Below are 19,609 nucleotides of genomic sequence, written 5' to 3' on the forward strand. Positions count from 1 at the left end.
CACTAAATGGGAGATGCAAGCGCTTTTTAAAGAGGCGGGGGCAAAAAAGTTGCACAATATGGCTCAAAGCCCGGAAATTGGCGGGTTTAGTGGTTGACTTTTTTGGGGGTGTGATCTACTTCAGCGCGATCAATTGGTTGTTTCAATCAATTGTGCACCCGGGATCTTCGGTTTTCATGCGCGGTTTATCCGCAGCAAGCGTGTTTTTCGCAAGGTCTGTCGGTTTCGACTCTATTATAGGGACGGAGCAGAGGAGGGCGCAGTCATTCATTACGATTTAAAGAAGGACGAGCGATGTCTAAACGCCATTCTGAGAAATATAAAATTGACCGCCGCTTGGGCGAAAATATCTGGGGCCGTCCAAAAAGCCCTGTAAACCGTCGTGAATACGGCCCAGGCCAACACGGCCAGCGTCGTCGCGGCAAGCTTTCTGACTTTGGTCTGCAGTTGCGCGCCAAGCAAAAGCTTAAAGGCTATTACGGCAACCTTACAGAAAAATCATTTAAGCGTGTTTATAACGAAGCAACACGTTTGAAAGGTGACACTGGTGAATTGTTGATTGGTTTGCTTGAGCAACGTTTGGACGCATTGGTGTACCGCGCCAAGTTCGTGCCAACCGTGTTCGCTGCCCGTCAGTTCGTCAACCACGGCCACGTTTTGGTGAACGGCAAGCGTGTGAACATCCCTTCATACCGCCTGCAAGTTGGTGATGTGATTGAAATCCGCGAAAAATCAAAGCAAATCGCGATGGTTTTGGAAGCAACACAATTGGCCGAGCGCGATGTGCCTGATTATGTTGACGTTGATCACTCAAAGATGACTGCTTCTTTGACACGCATCCCAACATTGTCAGATGTGCCATATCCGGTTCAAATGGAACCAAACTTGGTTGTTGAATTTTACTCTCGTTAAGTCGAGACGAAGATCAAAGAAAAGGCCGCCCGTTTGGGCGGCCTTTTTTTTGTTTGTACATTTGTAAATCGTTCTACATAGGAACATCTGGGAAATCTGGTCCGCCAGGAATTTCCGCTTCAAATTTGCGTAGACGTTTATAAACTGACATCAAGCGGATAATCTGTGTCCATGAATTGGCCAAGAACTGGAACGAATCCTCAACTTTCGTAAACGCATTGTACACTTGTTGAAAAATACCAAATGTAATCGCTCCGGTCAGAATTGACGGCCCAAGTGCAACCAGCGGAATGAAATTGGCGCCTTGTGTATAAAGGTATCGAGCCACATTGAAGTAAAGATAGTGGAAGTAGAGTCGAAAATAGTTCTTTCGGACATCGCCGAAAAGCTCTGCAACTGATCTCGGATCTGCGCGTTCTGCATAATCCTCACCATAGACCAGTTCTTTCCTGTATGCGGCTTCCACCTTCTGGTTGTTAAACTCTAATCCGGGAAGCTTTACGCCAACAGCAGCAAGCAAAACTGTGCCAAACGCCGCAGACACTAGCGCTACCCAAACAAGAGAACCGTTGACCTCACCAACGACGGGCAAGACATTGGCTTGTTGAGACAACCCCCATAGAATCGGCAAGAAAACTGCTAGAGTCATAAGTGCATAGATGAAACTTGCGCCAAGATCCTCAACGCCGGAGGCAAAGCGCATCGTATCTTCTTGAATACGCTGAGATGCGCCTTCCACCTCTCGGAGATGTTCCCAATGGGACATGTAGTAGAAGTTCATCGCCGTCCGCCAACGGAACACGTAATGTCCGGTAAAAAAAGCGAGAATTACCGCTACAGCAATATTAGGCAGAAGGATAAAGGCAACAAGCATCAAGTCGCCGAAATAGTCTTCTCCACTAACGCTGCCAGGTTCAGCTAATGATTGTTGGACTTGATTGTAGAAATCGCCAAACCAGTCGTTCAACCAAGCACTGACCTGAACATTGGCGAACAGAACCAAGATGATGGTCACCGAACCGACAACTGACCACCAATACCATCTGTGACGCTGGATAAAGTACCAAGGTATACAAAATAGATATGAGGTCATGATCACATATTGATAGAGCCAGACTTTCTGGTTTGTCAGAAATGGCGTTGGGTCGTCTCCGGGGTTGGGTGTAATGATCGGGTCAAGGCTAATGGCGCTTTGCAGGGCCGAGCCGATGGTGAACCAAATCAAAAAGCACAGCGCGGTCCAGATAACGGCGCTACCAAAGAATAGTTTTGGCGTTGGAAAAAACGATCGGAACATATGAATCCCTCCCAAGATTTGTCACAATTAGATGCAAATATTCTGAGGTGTGCAAATGGAATTGGCCGATCTCATGAATTTATTAACGGCAATTGTGCTAATTTGATCAAATGGTGTAACATTAACGCCGTATTTTGAGTTTTTTGCTATTTTTTAGCGTTGCTAATGACCAGATTTAGCTTTTTTGTGGGGTTTTTATGCGCGTCAAGTTTGATGACTTGCTGGAGAAACTACCGGGACCGGCGACACGCAAGTGGCCGAACGGGGTGTGGTTTGCGCCTGCATTCAACTCCGATACCCTTTCTGTACAGCTTTATACGCCTAAGACTGGCACATACCCGACACCGCCCGGTGTGAATATCATTTATCTGGCGATCCGTGGCCGCGCGGATGTTTCCATCTCAGGTGTGCGGCACGACATGCAGATTGGTGATGTGGTGCCTGTTGAGGCTGATGTGCCCCACGAATTTGTGAGCTTTACCAGCGACTTTGCTGTTTATGTGGTGTTTTGGCGTTCATTGGCGCAAATCAAGAAGCGCGAGAAAGCGAAAGCCGAAGCGAAACGCAAGGCGGAAGAAAACGCTTAGCTGCGCCTTTATTCTATGTGAAAATGGGGCTAAGGGTGGCGCAGGTCACAATTAGAGCAAAGCCCATGGATCAAGCCACAACTCCAATTTCCCGATTATTTGCCGATATGCCGAAATCTGTGGAGTTCGGCAAATTGCGTAAGCGATTGCTGCGGCAGGTGGAAACTGCGCTCAACACCTATCATATGCATGAGGTGCGCGGGCGTTGGTTGGTGGCGCTATCGGGAGGCAAGGATTCCTATGGCCTTTTGGCGCTGTTGCTCGAGTTGCAAATGCGCGGGGTGATCGAGCAAGATCTTCTCGTTTGCAATCTTGATCAGGGGCAGCCGCATTTCCCAAAAGACGTATTGCCCAACTATTTAAATGATTTGGGGGTGGCGCATCGCATAGAATTTCGCGACACCTATTCCATCGTCACCGACAAGGTGCCGGAAGGGAACACTTATTGTGCCTTATGCTCTCGGTTGCGCCGGGGCCATCTTTATCGCATCGCGCGGGAGGAAGGCTGCTCGGCGCTGCTTTTGGGGCACCATCGCGACGATATGTTGGAAACCTTTTTGCTGAACATGTTTTTCGGCGGGAAAATGGCGACCATGCCGCCTAAGCTGGTCAATGATGAAGGTGACCTCGCGGTGCTGCGGCCTCTTGCGCTTTGCGAGGAGTCAGACCTGCAAAAATTTGCTGACGGTATGCAGTTCCCGATCATCCCGTGTGACCTTTGCGGGTCGCAGGATGGTCTGCAGCGGCAAATGATGAAGCAGATGCTGGCGGATATGGAAAAGAAATCGCCAGGGCGCAAGGACCGCATGTTTGCGGCCCTACAAAATGTGAATGCCAGCCATTTGTTGGATGCGGACCTCTTCGATTTTGGCCAAATCAATCCGCAATAATCATTCGCCCGGTGCGATGACTGCAAAGTGTGGCGCCCGCTTTTCGCGAATTGGCAGGTGCAGCGCTGCGGAAAGCAAGCCAATCATCATGCCCAAATACCAAACCAAATCATAATTGCCGGTCAGATCAAAGCTGACGCCACCGAGCCAAACGCCGAAGAACGAACCGATCTGGTGCGATAGGAAGGCGAACCCATATAGCATGCCCATATATTTCGGGCCGAAGAAATTGGTCACGAGAGCCGCGGTTGGCGGCACCGTGGCCAGCCACAAGAGGCCTGTAACAGCGGCAAAAACATATGTTGTCCACTCGGTGATGGGCAGCAAGAGAAACAGGCCGGTGATGACAACGCGGCTGAGATAGATGCTGGCCAGCAAGAACTGCTTTGGCAGGCGCCCGGCGAGATAACCCGCGCCGAGCGAACCGACAATGTTGAATAAACCAATCAATGCCAGCGCCCAACTGCCCACGGTGGGGCTTAGCCCGCATTGCACCAAATAGGCCGGCATATGCACGGTGACAAAGGCCAAATGGAAGCCGCACACGAAAAAGCCCGCCACAAGCAGCACATAAGATCGGTGCTTGAAGGCTTCGCGCAAAGTTTCGAAAAGCGGCATGTCGCGCCCATCATCGGCTTGATGTTCAGTTTTGCCGCGCAAGAAGAACGATAGCGGGATGATGGCCAATAGGGTGATGGCAAAGATCAAAAGGGCGTTTTGCCAGCCAAAGCCGTTGATCAATTGTTGGCCTACGGGGGCGAAGACAAATTGACCGGCGGAGGAGGCGGCTGTGGCGATGCCGAAGACAAAGCTGCGCTTTTCGGCCGGTACGGCGCGCCCAAATGCGGCCATGACCACGGCAAATGATGCTGTGCCGATGCCAAGACCCATCAACAAGCCCGCGCCCAGGAATAGGGTCAGTTCGGTGCCGCCATAGGCCAGCAGCAACACGCCCAACGCATAGATTATTGTGCCAATGATCAGGGTTTTGGCGGTGCCGTGTTTATCCGCAAAGCCACCTGCGATGGGCTGGATCAGGCCCCAAATCAGGTTTTGCACGGCAAATGCCAGACCCCAAGTCTCCCGCGACCAGCCAAACTCAGAGGTGAGGGGCAAGGTGAACAAGCCTGCCGTGGAACGCACGCCAAATGACATCATCGCGATCAAGCAGCCTGCAATGATGATAAAACTAAGCGGCGTACGGATCGCGCCGAGGGGGGTGGTGAGGTTTGTTGTGCTCATGTTCGTGCTCGCAAGATTAATGCCGATAATTTGCCTTGATGCATTGAAATGGGCAAATCACAATTTTTGATCGCCCAAATCTATGTTTGGAGTTTATCGATGGCGAGGTTCAGGTGATTGGATCAAATTGCGGTTTGAACAATTTTCCCTTTTCGGCAACAAGAACGAAGCACATGCTTATGCTGCCCAAAATGACATAGCCCAACGCGATTGGCAGCACCGAGCCATTGTAGGCCTGGCCGATAAATGTGCCGAGCAAGGCGCCGCCCACCGTTTGCATAAAGCCGAACACGGAGGCGGCTGTGCCAGCCACGCGGCCCAATGGCTCCATGGAGAGCGAATTGAAATTGGTGCCCATCAGGCCGAACAGGAACATAACGGGCGCTTGAATGGCCATAAAAGCCCATAGGGGCAGGGCGTTGAGAAAGGCAAGTATCGACCAGAGCAGGCTCAATGAAATAAAGCCGATCAAGGCGCTATGAGAGAGCTTGCGCATGCCAAAGCGGCCCACCATACGCGAGTTGGTGAATGAGGCGATCGACATGACCGTGGCGATGGCGGCAAATGCCGCTGGGAACCATGGCCCCAGCCCATATAGTTCGCCGTAAATTTGCTGTGAAGGCGCCAAAAACCCAAATAGAGCGCCCAGCGCCACCATATTGGCCAGGCCGTATGAAAGCGCCATACGGTTTGAGAAAACGATGGCAAATCCCTCAATGATGATTTTTGGACGGAACGCACGGCGGTTTTCAGGCGCCAAGGTTTCGGGCAGGCGCAAAATGGTCCAAATCGCGGCAAAAATCGCAATCAGCGCCATAGCGAAATAGATGAACTGCCAGGGGCCGAAGAGGATAATCAGCTGGCCGAAAGTTGGGGCAAGCACGGGCATGATCATAAACACCATCATGATCAAGGACATGACTTCGGCCATGGCACGACCGCCGAAGCAATCTCGGACCATGGAAAGTGCCACAACGCGGGATGCGCCCGCACCCAGGCCTTGAATGACGCGCATGAACAGCATCGCGTTTAGATCGGTCGTCATCGCACCGCCAATCGCGGCAGCAATATAAATGGTCACGCCGATAAGGAACGTGGCGCGGCGGCCGATGGCGTCGCATAAGGGGCCAAAGAAAAGCTGAGAAAAGCCAAAGCCGATCAAAAAGAAGGTGACAATAAACTGGCGGTGATTTTCGGCCTCAACCTGCATCGCTTCGCCAATCATGGGCAAAGCGGGGAGCATCACGTCAATGGCCAGAGCGTTAAGGGCCATAATCAACGCAGCCAGACCGATAAACTCAATCCGGTTAATGGAAGGGTTTAGTTTTGCAATTTTCATTGATCACCTGAATAGGAGTTTGGCCGAACGAAGAGTTGGGAGGATTCGCGAAGCTGATTTAGGGAATTAAGTTTAATCATGCCACCAGTGACAAAAAAGCGCAATAGGTTTGACCAATTGGTTGACCAGACGATCAAAGCGGCATAGTTCACTAGCAACCAAGGAGTGCCTATGCTGGGTGTGTTTGAAAGTATTCTGCCTGTTTTCGCGGTTATCGTGTTGGGCTTTTTGCTGCGTCGGTTCAATTTTGTTGAGGCGAGTAAATGGCAGGTGGTGGATGAGCTGTGCTTTTGGATTCTATTCCCGTCGCTGCTGGCAAGCACCCTGATCAATACAGATTTGCGCACCATTGAGTTCGACAAAATCTTTTATGTGTTGCTGGGCATGATCCTGACAATCTCGGCCCTCATGCTCGTGCTTTACCCTTTTTTCCGCAAAACCATGCGGCTTGGTCGTCCACAATATTCAACATTGTTCCAAACCGTGACCCGGTGGCACGGTTTTATCGCGATGGCATTGGTGCTGAAGTTTTTTGGTGAGCCAGGATTGGCGGTGATCGCTGTGGCATTCGTGGTGCTGGTGCCGGTGCTGCAATTGGTCAATGTAACCGTTTTATCTATCTTTTCAGACAAGCATAAATTTAGCTATTTCAACGTGTTGAAGCAAATTGCTCGCAATCCGATTCTGCTGGGTTGTGTTGTGGGCATGGTGGTCAATTTCGCGGGCATACCAGTGTGGGACCCTATATTGACGTTTCTTGATTTGCTGGGGCGTGCAGCATTGGGCATTTCCTTGCTGGCGTTGGGCGCGGGTTTGAGCCTGCGTGCGGCGTTGAAGCCGAGCCCCGTTGTTGGGGTTGCCCTGGTGGGCAAGCTGGTTTTGGTGCCGTTGATCATGTTTGGCTTCGCCGTGCTGTTTGGGGTGACGGGCGATGCGTTTATCATTTTGATGATTAGTGCCGGGGTGCCGACGGCGATGAATGGTTATGTGTTGGCCAAGAAAATGGGCGGTGATGCGGAGCTTTATGCATCAATCGCGACCGTACAAACGGCCGCGTCATTTTTCACGCTGCCCTTGATTATTTTACTGGCACGTTGGTGGGTTGGGGCGTAGCGGGCTTTATGCGCGTGCCCAACATGCTGGAAATGCAGGCAAGCAAGCCGACGACCATAAAACCTGCTGCGATTGGCGCCACCGTATCGTTGTAAAAGCTGCCGATAATGGCGCCCACGACTGCGCCGCCGGCGCTGGAAATAAAACCCAGTACTGACGCTGCGGTTCCCGCAACCCGTTTCATCGGAATCATGGCCATGGTGTTTTGATTGATCCCTGCGAGGCCGAAACAGAAATTGATCGGTTGGTGCAGCAAAACCAGCAGCCACAGCGGCAAAACACCCATGGTAAGTGAAAAACCGAGCCAGATGGCGCCCAGCGTGGCAAAAGCGGCGCTGGCGGCAAGGGCAACTTTATGGATTTCAAAGTGATCGAGCAGCCTTGAATTGATCAAAGATGCGATGCCGATATTTGTGGCGGTGAGGGCAATCATCAACGGATAGATTGGGCCAAGGTCGTAAATCTCTAAATAGATCTGCGGGGATGTGCCCAAAAAGCCGATAATAGCGCCAAGCAACAAAGCGTGGGCCATGCCAAATAAAAGCGAAGAGGGGGTGGTGAAAACAATGCGGAAACCCTCATAGATAATCTTGGGCCGAAAGGCGCGCGTGTTTTCAATTGAAAGCGTTTCTGGCAGGCGCAAAAACACCCAAAGCAGCGTCACCACGGCCATGATGGCCATGAAGGCGAAAACACTTTGCCATGGGAAAAACAAAATCAGCAATTGGCCCAAGCTGGGGGCAACGATGGGCATGGACATAAAGACCATGACGATCAGGGACATTGTTTTTGCCAGTTTTTTACCTTCAAACACATCGCGGACGACGGCAAAAGCGATCACGCGGGAAGCCCCCGCGCCAAGCCCTTGAATTAGCCGCAGTGCCAAAAGCGAATTATAGTCGCTGACAAAGGAGGCAAGGGCGACGGGGACGAAGAAGATGAGAATGCCTATGAAGGCAGTGTTGCGGCGGCCAATCGCATCTGACAGGGGGCCATAAAACAATTGGCTAATGCCAAAGCCGATCAGATAATAGGTGATGACCAATTGTTGCTGATTGTCGCCAATGGCGCCCAGCGAGGTTGCGATTTCGGGCAAGGCAGGCAACATGATGTCGATGGCCACGGCGTTGAGCGCCATCAATGTGGCGGCCAGCAGCACAAACTCGATATAATTGGTATTTGGATTGAGTTTTAAACGCATCAAACATCGCAAATAAATGAACTGCTTTATTGATGCGATAGGTTTGACCAATTGGCAAGCCCTGACAGCACAATTGCCGTCAGGGCTAAGATTCTTTAAGCGGGCAATTTGCCGTTAATGACGTAATCGAGAATTTGCACCACTTGAGCGGGTGTATCGATCACGGCAAGCGCCGCAGCGTCGACTTCTTTGAGCGCGTGCTGGTGCTCGTCGCCATGCATCACGATCAACGGCAAGCCGAGTGCGGCCGCATAGCCCGCGTCGAACGCAGCGTTCCATTGCTTATATTTGTCGCCGAAGCGCACAACGACAATGTCTGCTTCGCCCAATAGTGAGCGTGTGCGGATGGTGTTGAGCTTGGCGCCTTTATGGTCGTGCCAGAACTTGTTTGGTTCTTCGCCCATAATGGCGACGCCACAATCATCCGAAGCACCGTGATCCGTCACCGGAGCGGAAAACTCGACGGGCAGGCCAGCAGATTCGCAGCCTTTTTGGATTTCCGCACGCCAATCGGTGTGGATTTCGCCCGAAAGATAGACGTTCCAAATACGGGTCATTAGCTGGCCTGTTTGGCTTTGATGCCTTTGTCTGCCAAAAGCTGCTGCAATTCGCCCTCTTGCGCCATTTCACGAATAATGTCGCAACCGCCAACAAACTCGCCTTTTACATAAAGCTGCGGAATGGTTGGCCAATTTGAGAATTGCTTGATTCCTTCGCGCAATTCGTCGCTTTCCAGCACGTTGGCGCTGGCATATTCAACTTCCAAATAGTTCAAAATTTGCGCAACTTGGCCAGAAAAACCGCACTGAGGAAAGTCAGGCGTGCCTTTCATAAACAAGAACACGTCATTGTTTTTGATTTGGGTGTCGATAAATGCGTTGATGTCGCTCATTTTTTGTTTCCTTTACATTCGGGGTTAAGGCCCGACAAGGTGACCAGTTCTGTGCCTAAATAGGACAGACAGGATTAAATGTCGAGGATCAGTCTCATCAATTTTGTCGCAGGGCGCGCATTCGCTCCATAAAGGCCTTGACGGCATAGGGCGGATAGTCCAGGAGCTCGCCCATCTCGCGCTCGTCTTTCACATCATGTTCGCCATAGATTTGATGCTTTGTGAGCAGCTCAACCAAACGATCTTTTTCTGTCTCGGCGTGGGGCAAATAATAGATAACTGGCGTGACCGGCACAATGTCGATTTGGCCGCTTTCTCGCATCCTCTTCTCCAAATGATCCGTATGTGCTTGCCACACAAACCGCTTGATACGGCCACTCAAAACATAGGGGCGAAAGGTTTCTTCGGGATCATTGTCGGCGAAATAGGAGAGTTTTTTTGCCCCTGCCAGCATCAATTCGAGCTCGTGCCCCTCATGGGGCGGTCGTTGGAGCAGGGCTTCCATGTCATAAACGGGAATAAAGACCCCGCCACGTGTGATTTCTTCACGCTCTTTGACGACGTGAAAGCCTTCATTTTGAAAGAAGCTCAATGCGGGATGACTGGAGGTGAGGGTGATTTTTTCGGGCCGCCCCTTCAAAATCTCCTCAAGCGCTTTGTTGATCAACGCTGTGCCAACGCCTTTGTTTTGATGCTCGGGGTGGACGAACAGCGCCATAATTTCATAGCCGCGATAGCCACAAAACCCTACAGGCACTTCATTTTCATCTATTGCGATATTGAAGATTTCGCCATCGTCTGCTGAATGTTTGTAGCCTTCAGGCTTGAGGCCATGTGCCCAGCTTTCTAGGGCTTTTTGATCGTAATAATCGTCCTTTACAGCAAAAATAGCGGCCCGATGAATTTCGGGTAGTTGGGCCCAATGATTTTCGCCAATAGGGACGATTTTGTATTTCATACAATCAACTGGTCTTTCACCCACGGGTGATTGAAAAAGTCATCTTCCGACACAAAAAGGGCGGCATCCCAATTTTGCGCTACCCCAGCATCTACGTTTTTTTGCCCGTCGTCAAAAAATAATGGTTTTTCGGTTTGCGGGCCAAGCAGTTGATCTACCTTTTTGAAAAAGGCCGGATCGGGTTTGGCGACGCCGAGGCGCGCGGCGTAGAACATATCGTCAAAGATGTGCCCGAGTTTGAGATCGTGCCACAAATAGAAGGCGCGCAAGTGTTCTTGGTTCGTCGCAAGATAGAGTTTGACGTCCGCTTTTTGCTTGAGCTGTTTGATGCCGTCGAGGAGCTGTCGATTTACGGGGGTGTCGTTTTTGAACCAATATTCAAGCAGATCGAGGCTGTTGATGTGGCCTGCATTGATTGTCGGTAGGAAAGCATCCATTGCGGTGACGATGGAGGTTTTGCCGGTAACAATTTCAGCGTAATTCAGACGGAAAAATTCATTGAATGAATCACGGCTGATGCCGAAATCCATTTCAATGTGCTGGCTCCACACCCGTTGACGCGCGGGGTCTTGGTGAAACAGGGAGTGGATGACCACGCCATCCACATCAAAAAGAATGGACCGCACCGGAATTATTCCGGTGCGTTTGTTTTCAGGGCAAGGGCGTGAAGTTCGCCGCTATCCAGCACTTGTTTTAGTGCTGCATTGACCATTTGGTGCTGTTGCACGCGGGATTTGCCGCGGAAGGCTTCTGCCACAACAACAGCGGTATAGTGATGGCCGTCATCTGTATCCGCATTCACTTCTGCGCCTGGAATGGCTTCAGTGATCAAACGTTCGATTTCAGCGGTACCAATAGACATAAACAACAATCTCCAATCAGGCGGCTATTGCGCCGCTTCTGCTGCCATATAGTCTGGGAACCAGCTTTCATGGAAATCGCTGAGTTCCGCAACCGATACGGCAAATATATCTTTTGCTTCCAGCTTATCGCCCCCCACGGTGCCCAATTGGGTCACCGGCACATTTTGTTCCTTGGCAGCGGCCAGAACCGACTCAAGATTATCAGATTTTACCGTCACGATATAGCGGGCTTGATCTTCGCCGAACAATTCACCCAGATCATTTGAAAGCTCAAGCTGCGCGCCGATTTTGCCCTTCATGGCCATTTCAGCCAACGCCACTACAAGGCCGCCATCCGACAGATCGTGACACGCGGTGAGCTGTTCTTGATCGATCAGTTCCCGGATCAAAGCGCCATGCTTGGCTTCTTTGTCTAGATCGACAGCAGGGGCATCGCCTTCAATGCGGTTAAAGCAATCGCGCAGTAGGGCGGATTGGCCAAGGTGGGTGCCTTTTTCGCCAATCAAAAGAATCACTTCGCCTTCTTGCTTGAAGGAAAGAGTCATCATTTTTGCCCAGTCTTTCAGCAGGCCAACGCCGCCAATGGCTGGGGTTGGCAAAATGCCAATGCCGTTGGTTTCGTTGTAGAGCGAGACGTTGCCAGACACGATTGGGAACTCAAGCGCGCGGCAGGCATCGCCAATGCCGAGAATGGCTTGCGAGAATTGCTCCATAATTTCTGGCTTTTCGGGGTTACCGAAATTCAGGTTGTCGGTTGAGGCCAAGGGCAGTGCGCCCACGGCGGACAGGTTGCGCCAGCATTCGGCCACAGCCTGCTTGCCGCCTTCGCGCGGGTTGGCTTCGCAATAGCGTGGCGTCACGTCTACGGAGAAGGCGAGGGCTTTTTTGCCGTCTGCACCTTCTACACGCACCACGCCAGCGTCACCGCCGGGCACTTGCACCGAATTGCCTTGGATCAGATGATCATATTGTTCCCATACCCAGCGGCGCGATGCGCCGTTGGCGTTGCCGACAAGGGTCAGCAACGCTTGGGCGACATCGATATTGCTGTCGATTTCGCCAAGGGCTGACGGGGCAGGATAGTCTTTGCGCGGGCGATCATATTCGGGGGCTTCGTCACCCAAATCTTTAATCGGCAAGTTCGCAACTTCGGTGCCTTCATGGATGACACGGAAGCGCAGATCGTCGGTGGTTTTGCCGACGATGGCAAAGTCGAGATCCCATTTGTGGAAGATGGCTTTGGCCACATCTTCTTTTTCGGGGTCGAGCACCATCAACATGCGCTCTTGGCTTTCAGACAACATCATTTCGTATGCTGTCATCGCTTCTTCGCGGGTGGGCACATCGTCAAGATAAAGCTCCACGCCCAGATTACCTTGCGCGCCCATTTCCACGGCAGAGCAGGTGAGGCCCGCTGCGCCCATATCCTGAATGGAAATCACGGCACCGGTTTGCATCAGCTCCAAGCAGGCTTCGAGCAGGCATTTTTCGGTGAACGGATCACCGACCTGAACGGTGGGGCGCTTTTCATCAATATCGTCGCCGAACTCGGCAGACGCCATCGTCGCGCCACCCACGCCATCGCGGCCGGTTTTGGCGCCCAGATAAACGATGGGCAAGCCAACGCCTTTGGCGGCGCAAAGAAAGATTTTATCGGCATCGGCAAGGCCCGCGGCGAACGCGTTGACCAAGATGTTTCCGTTGTAGCGTGGGTCGAACTCAACTTCACCGCCAACTGTGGGCACGCCGAAGGAGTTGCCATAGCCGCCAACGCCAGCCACAACGCCTGATACGAGGTGGCGGGTTTTTTCGTGATCGGGGGCGCCAAAACGCAGGGCGTTCATCGCCGCAATGGGGCGGGCGCCCATGGTGAACACATCACGCAAAATGCCGCCAACGCCTGTGGCTGCGCCTTGATAAGGCTCAATGTAAGATGGGTGGTTGTGGCTTTCCATTTTGAACACCACGGCCTGACCATCATCAATGTCCACAACGCCTGCATTTTCGCCCGGGCCGTGGATTACGCGGTCGCCAGTTGTTGGCAGGGTTTTCAGCCATTTCTTTGAGGATTTGTAAGAACAGTGCTCGTTCCACATGGCAGAGAAAATGCCCAACTCGGTGTAAGTTGGTTCACGTCCAATCAGCTCAAGGATTTTGGCGTATTCTTCTTCATTGAGACCATGGTTGGCGATCAATTCAGGGGTGATTTCGATATTCTGATTTTTCAACATTTACGCCACCGCTGCCACTAGGCTGTCAAAGATGTAGCGGCCTTCAATGCCGCCATGGGCTGCTTCGATAAGGTTTTCCGGGTGGGGCATCATGCCCAACACATTGCCCCGCTTGTTGGTGATGCCTGCAATGTTTTCAATGGAGCCGTTCGGGTTGGCTTCAAGGGTGACATTGCCGTTTTCATCACAATAGCGGAAGGCGATTTGGCTGTTATCTTCAAGCGCTTTCAGGCCGTCCGGATCGATGAAGTAATTGCCATCATGGTGGGCGATGGGGCATGGGAATGCCTCGTGGCCCTTATAGGCTGAGGTGAATGGTGAAGTTGTGTTTTCTGCTTTTAAATGAATCACTTTGCACAAAAACTTCAAATCCCGATTCCGCATCAATGCGCCGGGCAGGAGGCCTGTTTCAGTGAGGATTTGGAAGCCGTTGCACACGCCCAAGGTCAGCCCGCCGCGATCCGCATGTTCCTTCACCCGTTTCAGCATGGGCGAACGGGCGGCAATGGCGCCAGCACGCAGATAATCGCCATAGGAGAAACCGCCGGGAACCACCACGAGATCAACGTCTGGCAAGTCGCTATCGCCGTGCCAAGCTAGATGTGGTTTTTCTCCCGTCACTTTTTCAAGTGCGGCGATCATGTCTCTATCGCGGTTGAGGCCGGGGAAGACAATCACTGCAGACTTCATGAGCGTGATTCCTTTTCGGTGTGCAAAGGCACAATTTGCATCTGCGCTATGGGCGCGAAAAGATGCGGTTGGGTTTGGCTCTTAATGGTTCAAAAAGCCCCCAAAAAGCAAGAGGCGCGAGAGGTCTCGCGCCGCTTTTTTCAAAGAAATACTGGTTTTTTTATAAAACTACTCAGCCGGAGCGCTGTTTTTGATCGCTTGGTCAGGTTTTTCCCGGCCTGCCTCAAGTTTTGCCCATTCAGGACGGGTATACAAAAACTTGCCAAATCCAATTTTCTGGATGATCTCATAGACAATCAATGAAGATGTGGCCGCGGCGATAATGACCAGCAGACTGATCGCGCCGACATCGTTGATGACGCCGATTTTGAACAGGATCGTGCGGACGATTGCCATTGGGATGACAAAGGCGACATAGACGGCCAAAGAGCGTTCACCCACCCATGCGAGGGGCTTGGCCAAGTTAAACCGCGCCAGCAATGCGGCAAACACGCAGATGGCGGTGGCGCCCATAAAGGCCAGGATCAAATGAATGCCGGGCCAAGAGGCGAAGCCGGTGGTGACATGGTCTGGTTGTATGTCGGCGGTTGGCCAGAAGACGAGGCCGAAATTGATGCCCGCCCAAGCGACAAGCCCAAGCGTGGCCAACATGGCATGATTCTGTGCCCAACCGGTCAGTTTGAAGATTTGTGGTGCCAGCGCATAACCCGCATAGAAGAACACGTAATATTCCGCAAAATAGGCGATGACGGCGCTATCGTTGGGTGTTGGCAGCATTTGCAGCACAGCGGCTACAGCAAGTACCAACCAGTGGGGGACATGATTATTGTACAGCCATTTGGTGGCGGCTGAGAAGAACGCCAGCATATAGATGAACCACAATACGGAGTAGGGTTCGAACAGCGCGAAGAAGATGCCAGAGAAAAAGCCTGCGATATCGCCCGATGCAATGACGGTTTTGAAAAACATCTGGATCAGAGCCCACAGCGCATAGAAATAGAGATAGTGCACCACGCGCCGATCGGCATAGCGCCCCCAAGAGCGCGCAATCACGTAAGACAGGAACAGTCCTGAGATCAAAAAGAATTCAGGCATCCGGAAGGGAGCAGAGTAGGCGACTGCATAATGCATGAAGCCAATTTGCCCGGCATCCGCGCCCACGCCCAAAGTTGAATGCAACATCACCACGAGGAGGATAGATATCCCCTTGGCTGCATCGACCCAATCTAAACGTTTTGTGTTTGTCATCTATTCCCGCCCTATCAAGTATAGTTGAAGGTGTTATACAATGGAGGGGTAAATAAAAAAACGAAAACTGTGTCGCGCGGTTATATTTATGAAATTTGAGGTTAATTTATCAGATTAAAAGTTAAAGTTTTACAGTATTTGTTAACGATAAAGGGGCCATTCGGCCCCTCATTTCTGTTCGCTAGAGGCGATATGATCGCCCAAAAAATGGCTTAAGAGATCGGTACCGTTCCGTACGCGCCTGCCATGATTGCCAAAGCAAGAAAAAAGCCGGCAGTTAGTGAAAGCCGTTTAATCATAATGTCTTATCCATCCGGTCACGTAGAGTATCCGTGCCGTCCCTATCAACTGTTTGTGACGATTTGATTTGTCTTATAGACGCGATTGTCGCCACATTGCTCGCACAATGCCGCGACAATCGTTAAAAAATGTTTGGTTAATTAGTCGACAATCTCGATTGAGTAGTTCTCAATTACTGTGTTGGCCAAGAGCTTTTCGCACATTTGGGCCAGTTTTTCTTTCGCCGCTTCGTGGTCTGTTTCTTCCAGCTTCACGTCAAAGATTTTGCCTTGGCGAACCGCGTCTACCCCTTCAAAGCCCAAGCTCGACAAAGAGCCTTCAATTGCTTGGCCCTGCGGGTCAAGTACGCCATTTTTAAGTGTTACAAAGATGCGTGCGTGCATGTATTCAAATCTCGATTTTTGACTATTTTACAAGGCGTGGGCCAGTGGCCAACGCGTTATCCGCTTCTGAAAGAATGCCCAACCGTTGAGCAACTTCGCGATAGGCATCCACAAGGCCACCCAGGTCTTGGCGGAACCGATCTTTATCCAGCTTATTCTGTGTTTTGATGTCCCACAGGCGACAGCTATCAGGCGAGATTTCATCCGCCAGAACAATGCGCATGGTGTCTTCTTCATAAAGACGGCCAAACTCGATCTTGAAATCAATAAGCTGGATGCCCGCGCTCATGAACAAGCCGCACAAAAAGTCGTTGATGCGCACGGCCATGGACATGATGTCATCAAGTTCTTGCGGGTTGGCCCAGCCAAAAGCGGTGATGTGTTCTTCGGCCACGATCGGATCGTTGAGCTTGTCGTCTTTATAATAAAACTCGATGATTGAGCGGGGCAGGCGGGTGCCGCTTTCAACGCCCAAACGCTTGCAAATTGACCCTGCAGCGACGTTGCGGACCACCACTTCCAGTGGAATGATTTCAACTTCGCGGATCAATTGTTCGCGCATATTCATGCGCTTAATGAAGTGTGTGGGGATGCCCAGCTCGTTCAGGTGGGTGAAGATGAATTCGGAAATGCGGTTGTTTAACACGCCTTTGCCGTCAATCACTTCGTGCTTTTCGCCATTGCCAGCTGTGGCATCATCTTTAAAATGCTGCACCAGGGTGCCAGGCTCTGGACCTTCATAGAGAACTTTCGCTTTGCCTTCATAGAGGCGACGCCGACGGCTCATGATTTATACCCACGATTCCTGAAATGTATGTATGGCCGCTTCATGTCCCTTTTTGGGGGTAAAAAGCAAGCCTTTAATCAATTTTCACCGCATTCTTTCAGTCTTTTGGTGTTTAATGTCAACTTTAAGCGGCCAATTGCCACGAAATTGAAGATTCATCGAAGATTGAGCTGCAGAATCGTTGATTTTCGGAGCTTTTGGCTTTATCTCGGTGCAAGAGATTTTGTTAAGGGGCAGTCCCTTTTATTTCACGGAGACCAAAATGGCCGGATTTGACGATCGCGAAAAGGCAGAAGAAGCCAAATATGCCCATGACGAGGCGCTGAAGTTTAGAATTGAAGCTCGTCGTAACAAGTTGCTGGGCCTTTGGGCCGCTGGCCTTTTGGGCAAAACTGACGATGCAGACGTGAGCGCCTATGTTACCGAAGTGGTGGCTTCTGATTTTGAAGAAGCGGGCGACGAAGACGTTTACCGCAAAGTAAGCGGCGACTTTAAAGCGGCTGGTGTGAATGTTTCCGAGGCAGATTTGCGCGAAAAGATGAGCACGCTCTATTTGAAAGCCGAAATGCAAGTTAAAGAATCCAGCTAGGCTTTTGCACGATTATTGAACGCTTTAGGGCCCGGACATTCGTTCGGGCCTTTTATTTTGCTTGATTTTCTGGAAACGTGCACGCCAAGGGAGATAAGTGATGCGAATTGGTTTTGGTGTGTTGTCGAATGTGAGCTACAGAAAGCTCTATAGTGCGCAAGTGATCGCATTGGCGGGCACAGGTTTAACCACCATTGCCTTAGCGCTTTTGGCATATGAATTGGCCGGTGAAGCCGCAGGGCAGGTGCTGGGCATCGCGCTCACCCTCAAGATGATCGCGTATATTTTTATCGCGCCGGTGATTTCGGCAATCATTCCCGGTGCGCTGCGCAAACAGGTGTTGATTGGGCTGGATGTGGTACGGGCGCTTTGCGTGATGGCGCTGCCGTTCGTTACTGAGATCTGGCAGATTTATGTGTTGATGTTCTTGCTCAACGCTGCCTCTGCTGGCTTTACCCCCACTTTTCAGTCGATCATTCCGCAATTGTTTGACCACGACGATGATTATACCAAAGCCTTGAGCCTTTCGCGCGTCGCTTACGATCTGGAGAATTTGCTTAGCCCCACCATTGCGGCCATTTTGCTGTTGTTTGTGAGCTTTGAAAGCTTCTTTGTCGCCAATTCTATCGCATTTTTGCTGTCGGCGCTGTTGGTGCTTAGTGCCACAGTGCCGCCCTTGTTGCTGGAAGAAAAGCGGGACCCGTTTCGTCGCAAACTGACGCAAGGCTTTCAGATTTATTTAAAAACACCGCGTTTGCGAGGCGTGTTGCTGCTCTATTTGGTGGTGGCGTTTGCCGGGGCGATGGTGATCGTGAACAGCGTTGTGCTGGTGCGGGAGCAGTTTGGCTTGGGCGAAAGCGCGTTGGCGTTGGCCATGGCGACATTTGGCGGTGGCTCGTTGCTGGCTGCATTTATGGTGCCGCCATTGGCGCGTAAGTTTGGTGACCGCAACGTGATGTTTTGGGGCGCAGGTACATTGTTGGCGGGCATTGGCCTTGTGGCGCTCGGTTTCGGTTGGTTCAACTACGCTTTGATGCTGTTGGTGTGGCCGATATTGGGCCTGGGGTATAGTTTTGTGCAAACGCCCGCTGGGCGCGTGTTTAAACGCTCGGCCAATGAAGAAGATTTGCCCAAATTATTGTCTGCACAATTTGCTTTGTCGCACGCCTGTTGGCTGTTGGCCTATCCGACTGCGGGATTTTTGCCGAGTGTCGTGGGCATGGGCAATACATTGGTGTTGATCGCAGTCCTATGTGCCGTCGCGCTTTTGCTGGGCGCGCGGGTTTGGCCCAAGGAGAGTTATGCGCCGCTTGAGCATAAGCATGAAGAACTCTACCACGATCATGTGCATTTTCATGGGGAGCATCACCAGCATGAACATGAGGGATGGGAAGGGGATGAGCCGCATGCACATCCGCATCGGCATGAGGAGATTGTGCACAGTCACGAAATCAAGATTGACCGGCACCACCCCGTGTGGCCCACCCGAAGTGCGGGCTAGATCCGCCGCATCAAATTTGCAAATGCCATCAAACCTTCGGGCCAAGGGCCAAAGCCGGCTTTCGGGTTCACATGGCCGATTTCGCCTGCATTATTGAAATTGGCGCCCCATGCCGCTGCCATCTGCGCGGCCGCTTCCACATCGCAAAATGGATCATTGCTTGAGCCAATCATCAGTGAGGGAAAGGGCAATGGATCTTGCACAATTGGTGCGAATTTTTGCGACTTCTTGGAGACGTTCTTGTTGTTTTCAATATCCAAGGGCGCCACCAAAAAAGCCCCGGCGACTTTGGTGTCCGTTAGTTTTTGCGCGGTGCGTGAAATGGTGTGCACACCAAGAGAATGCCCCACCAACACCACAGGACGCGTGCACATCATAATGGCGTGATGCAGTTTATCGGCCCATTTTTCCGGGTCCGGATTGGTCCAGTTTTCTTGTTCCACCAATTGTGCGGTGGGCATCTTTTTAACCCAGTTGGTCTGCCAATGATCGGCACTGGCGCCGCCCAAACCGGGCACAATCAATATGTCTGCTTCAGCGATTTTCATATCTCTGTGATGCCGATTTTTATGTTGTGGCGCAAGGA

The 19,609-nt window shown here is 51.4% G+C and carries 21 protein-coding genes; 6 read left to right on the top strand and 15 right to left on the bottom strand.

Annotated features, from left to right (window positions below; genetic code table 11):
* Positions 1-294 precede the first annotated feature (294 nt).
* Positions 295-912, top strand: a complete 618-nt coding sequence (gene rpsD / locus MXMO3_RS07870; RefSeq protein ID WP_027834310.1) for a 30S ribosomal protein S4 — start codon at positions 295-297, stop codon at positions 910-912.
* A 73-nt stretch (positions 913-985) separates the two neighbouring features.
* On the opposite strand, the gene sbmA is transcribed toward rpsD, so the two are convergent.
* Positions 986-2,209: a peptide antibiotic transporter SbmA gene (sbmA, locus tag MXMO3_RS07875; RefSeq protein ID WP_117395500.1), complete on the bottom strand. Its 1,224-nt coding sequence runs from the start codon at positions 2,207-2,209 to the stop codon at positions 986-988.
* A gap of 197 nt (positions 2,210-2,406) precedes the next feature.
* Here sbmA and MXMO3_RS07880 point away from each other — a divergent pair, with 197 nt between their 5' ends.
* A complete protein-coding gene (locus tag MXMO3_RS07880) occupies positions 2,407-2,796 on the top strand; it encodes a cupin domain-containing protein (protein WP_051213499.1) in 390 nt (129 codons plus the stop codon).
* 65 nt (positions 2,797-2,861) lie between these two features.
* Positions 2,862-3,686: a tRNA 2-thiocytidine(32) synthetase TtcA gene (gene ttcA, locus MXMO3_RS07885; RefSeq protein WP_245985821.1), complete on the top strand. Its 825-nt coding sequence runs from the start codon at positions 2,862-2,864 to the stop codon at positions 3,684-3,686.
* Here the strand turns inward: ttcA and MXMO3_RS07890 are convergent, their stop codons facing one another.
* Complete coding sequence (locus MXMO3_RS07890; protein WP_117395501.1) at positions 3,687-4,928, bottom strand: MFS transporter; 1,242 nt, start codon at positions 4,926-4,928, stop codon at positions 3,687-3,689.
* A 109-nt stretch (positions 4,929-5,037) separates the two neighbouring features.
* Complete coding sequence (locus MXMO3_RS07895) at positions 5,038-6,267, bottom strand: multidrug effflux MFS transporter (protein WP_117395502.1); 1,230 nt, start codon at positions 6,265-6,267, stop codon at positions 5,038-5,040.
* 171 nt (positions 6,268-6,438) lie between these two features.
* On the opposite strand from MXMO3_RS07895, the gene MXMO3_RS07900 reads away from it, so the two are divergent.
* Positions 6,439-7,380 carry an AEC family transporter gene (locus MXMO3_RS07900; protein WP_027834306.1) on the top strand — a complete coding sequence of 314 codons (942 nt, stop codon included), beginning with the start codon at positions 6,439-6,441 and terminating at the stop codon, positions 7,378-7,380.
* Here MXMO3_RS07900 and MXMO3_RS07905 read toward each other — a convergent pair.
* The 11 genes from MXMO3_RS07905 to purC all read right to left on the bottom strand — a co-directional run bounded on the left by MXMO3_RS07905 (position 7,346) and on the right by purC (position 16,933).
* A complete protein-coding gene (locus tag MXMO3_RS07905; protein WP_117395503.1) occupies positions 7,346-8,581 on the bottom strand; it encodes a multidrug effflux MFS transporter in 1,236 nt (411 codons plus the stop codon). The genes MXMO3_RS07900 and MXMO3_RS07905 overlap by 35 nt on opposite strands.
* A gap of 95 nt (positions 8,582-8,676) precedes the next feature.
* On the bottom strand, positions 8,677-9,138 hold the full coding sequence (locus MXMO3_RS07910) for a YtoQ family protein (RefSeq protein WP_117395504.1): 462 nt from the start codon (positions 9,136-9,138) through the stop codon (positions 8,677-8,679).
* Complete coding sequence (gene grxD / locus MXMO3_RS07915) at positions 9,138-9,473, bottom strand: Grx4 family monothiol glutaredoxin (protein ID WP_027834304.1); 336 nt, start codon at positions 9,471-9,473, stop codon at positions 9,138-9,140. Before grxD ends, MXMO3_RS07910 begins: the two co-directional genes overlap by 1 nt.
* A gap of 97 nt (positions 9,474-9,570) precedes the next feature.
* Positions 9,571-10,431 (bottom strand): GNAT family N-acetyltransferase, encoded by an 861-nt coding sequence (locus tag MXMO3_RS07920; protein ID WP_117395505.1) that lies wholly within the window; start codon positions 10,429-10,431, stop codon positions 9,571-9,573.
* Complete coding sequence (locus MXMO3_RS07925; protein WP_051213497.1) at positions 10,428-11,057, bottom strand: HAD-IA family hydrolase; 630 nt, start codon at positions 11,055-11,057, stop codon at positions 10,428-10,430. The genes MXMO3_RS07920 and MXMO3_RS07925 overlap by 4 nt, the downstream gene beginning before the upstream one ends.
* A 5-nt stretch (positions 11,058-11,062) precedes the next feature.
* A complete protein-coding gene (locus MXMO3_RS07930; protein ID WP_117395507.1) occupies positions 11,063-11,293 on the bottom strand; it encodes a BolA family protein in 231 nt (76 codons plus the stop codon).
* Positions 11,294-11,317: 24 nt separating this feature from the next.
* Positions 11,318-13,525, bottom strand: coding sequence for a phosphoribosylformylglycinamidine synthase subunit PurL (gene purL / locus MXMO3_RS07935; RefSeq protein ID WP_117395508.1), 2,208 nt, complete (start codon positions 13,523-13,525; stop codon positions 11,318-11,320).
* Complete coding sequence (gene purQ, locus MXMO3_RS07940; RefSeq protein WP_117395509.1) at positions 13,526-14,215, bottom strand: phosphoribosylformylglycinamidine synthase subunit PurQ; 690 nt, start codon at positions 14,213-14,215, stop codon at positions 13,526-13,528.
* Positions 14,216-14,383: 168 nt separating this feature from the next.
* Positions 14,384-15,463 carry an acyltransferase family protein gene (locus MXMO3_RS07945; protein WP_117395510.1) on the bottom strand — a complete coding sequence of 360 codons (1,080 nt, stop codon included), beginning with the start codon at positions 15,461-15,463 and terminating at the stop codon, positions 14,384-14,386.
* A gap of 440 nt (positions 15,464-15,903) precedes the next feature.
* Positions 15,904-16,146 carry a phosphoribosylformylglycinamidine synthase subunit PurS gene (gene purS / locus MXMO3_RS07950; protein ID WP_027834300.1) on the bottom strand — a complete coding sequence of 81 codons (243 nt, stop codon included), beginning with the start codon at positions 16,144-16,146 and terminating at the stop codon, positions 15,904-15,906.
* A gap of 22 nt (positions 16,147-16,168) precedes the next feature.
* Entirely contained in the window at positions 16,169-16,933 is a 765-nt protein-coding gene (gene purC / locus MXMO3_RS07955; protein WP_027834299.1) for a phosphoribosylaminoimidazolesuccinocarboxamide synthase, read from the bottom strand.
* Between the two features lie 262 nt (positions 16,934-17,195).
* Here purC and MXMO3_RS07960 point away from each other — a divergent pair, with 262 nt between their 5' ends.
* Together MXMO3_RS07960 and MXMO3_RS07965 are read left to right on the top strand one after the other, a co-directional pair.
* Positions 17,196-17,522, top strand: coding sequence for a DUF1476 domain-containing protein (locus MXMO3_RS07960; RefSeq protein WP_027834298.1), 327 nt, complete (start codon positions 17,196-17,198; stop codon positions 17,520-17,522).
* 100 nt (positions 17,523-17,622) lie between these two features.
* Positions 17,623-19,023, top strand: coding sequence for an MFS transporter (locus MXMO3_RS07965; protein WP_117395511.1), 1,401 nt, complete (start codon positions 17,623-17,625; stop codon positions 19,021-19,023).
* Here MXMO3_RS07965 and MXMO3_RS07970 read toward each other — a convergent pair.
* Positions 19,020-19,571, bottom strand: coding sequence for an RBBP9/YdeN family alpha/beta hydrolase (locus tag MXMO3_RS07970; protein WP_027834296.1), 552 nt, complete (start codon positions 19,569-19,571; stop codon positions 19,020-19,022). The two genes, MXMO3_RS07965 and MXMO3_RS07970, sit on opposite strands and share 4 nt — an antisense overlap.
* Positions 19,572-19,609 lie beyond the last annotated feature (38 nt).

It is taken from the genome of Maritalea myrionectae (assembly GCF_003433515.1).
GTDB classification, from domain to species: Bacteria; Pseudomonadota; Alphaproteobacteria; order Rhizobiales; family Devosiaceae; genus Maritalea; species Maritalea myrionectae.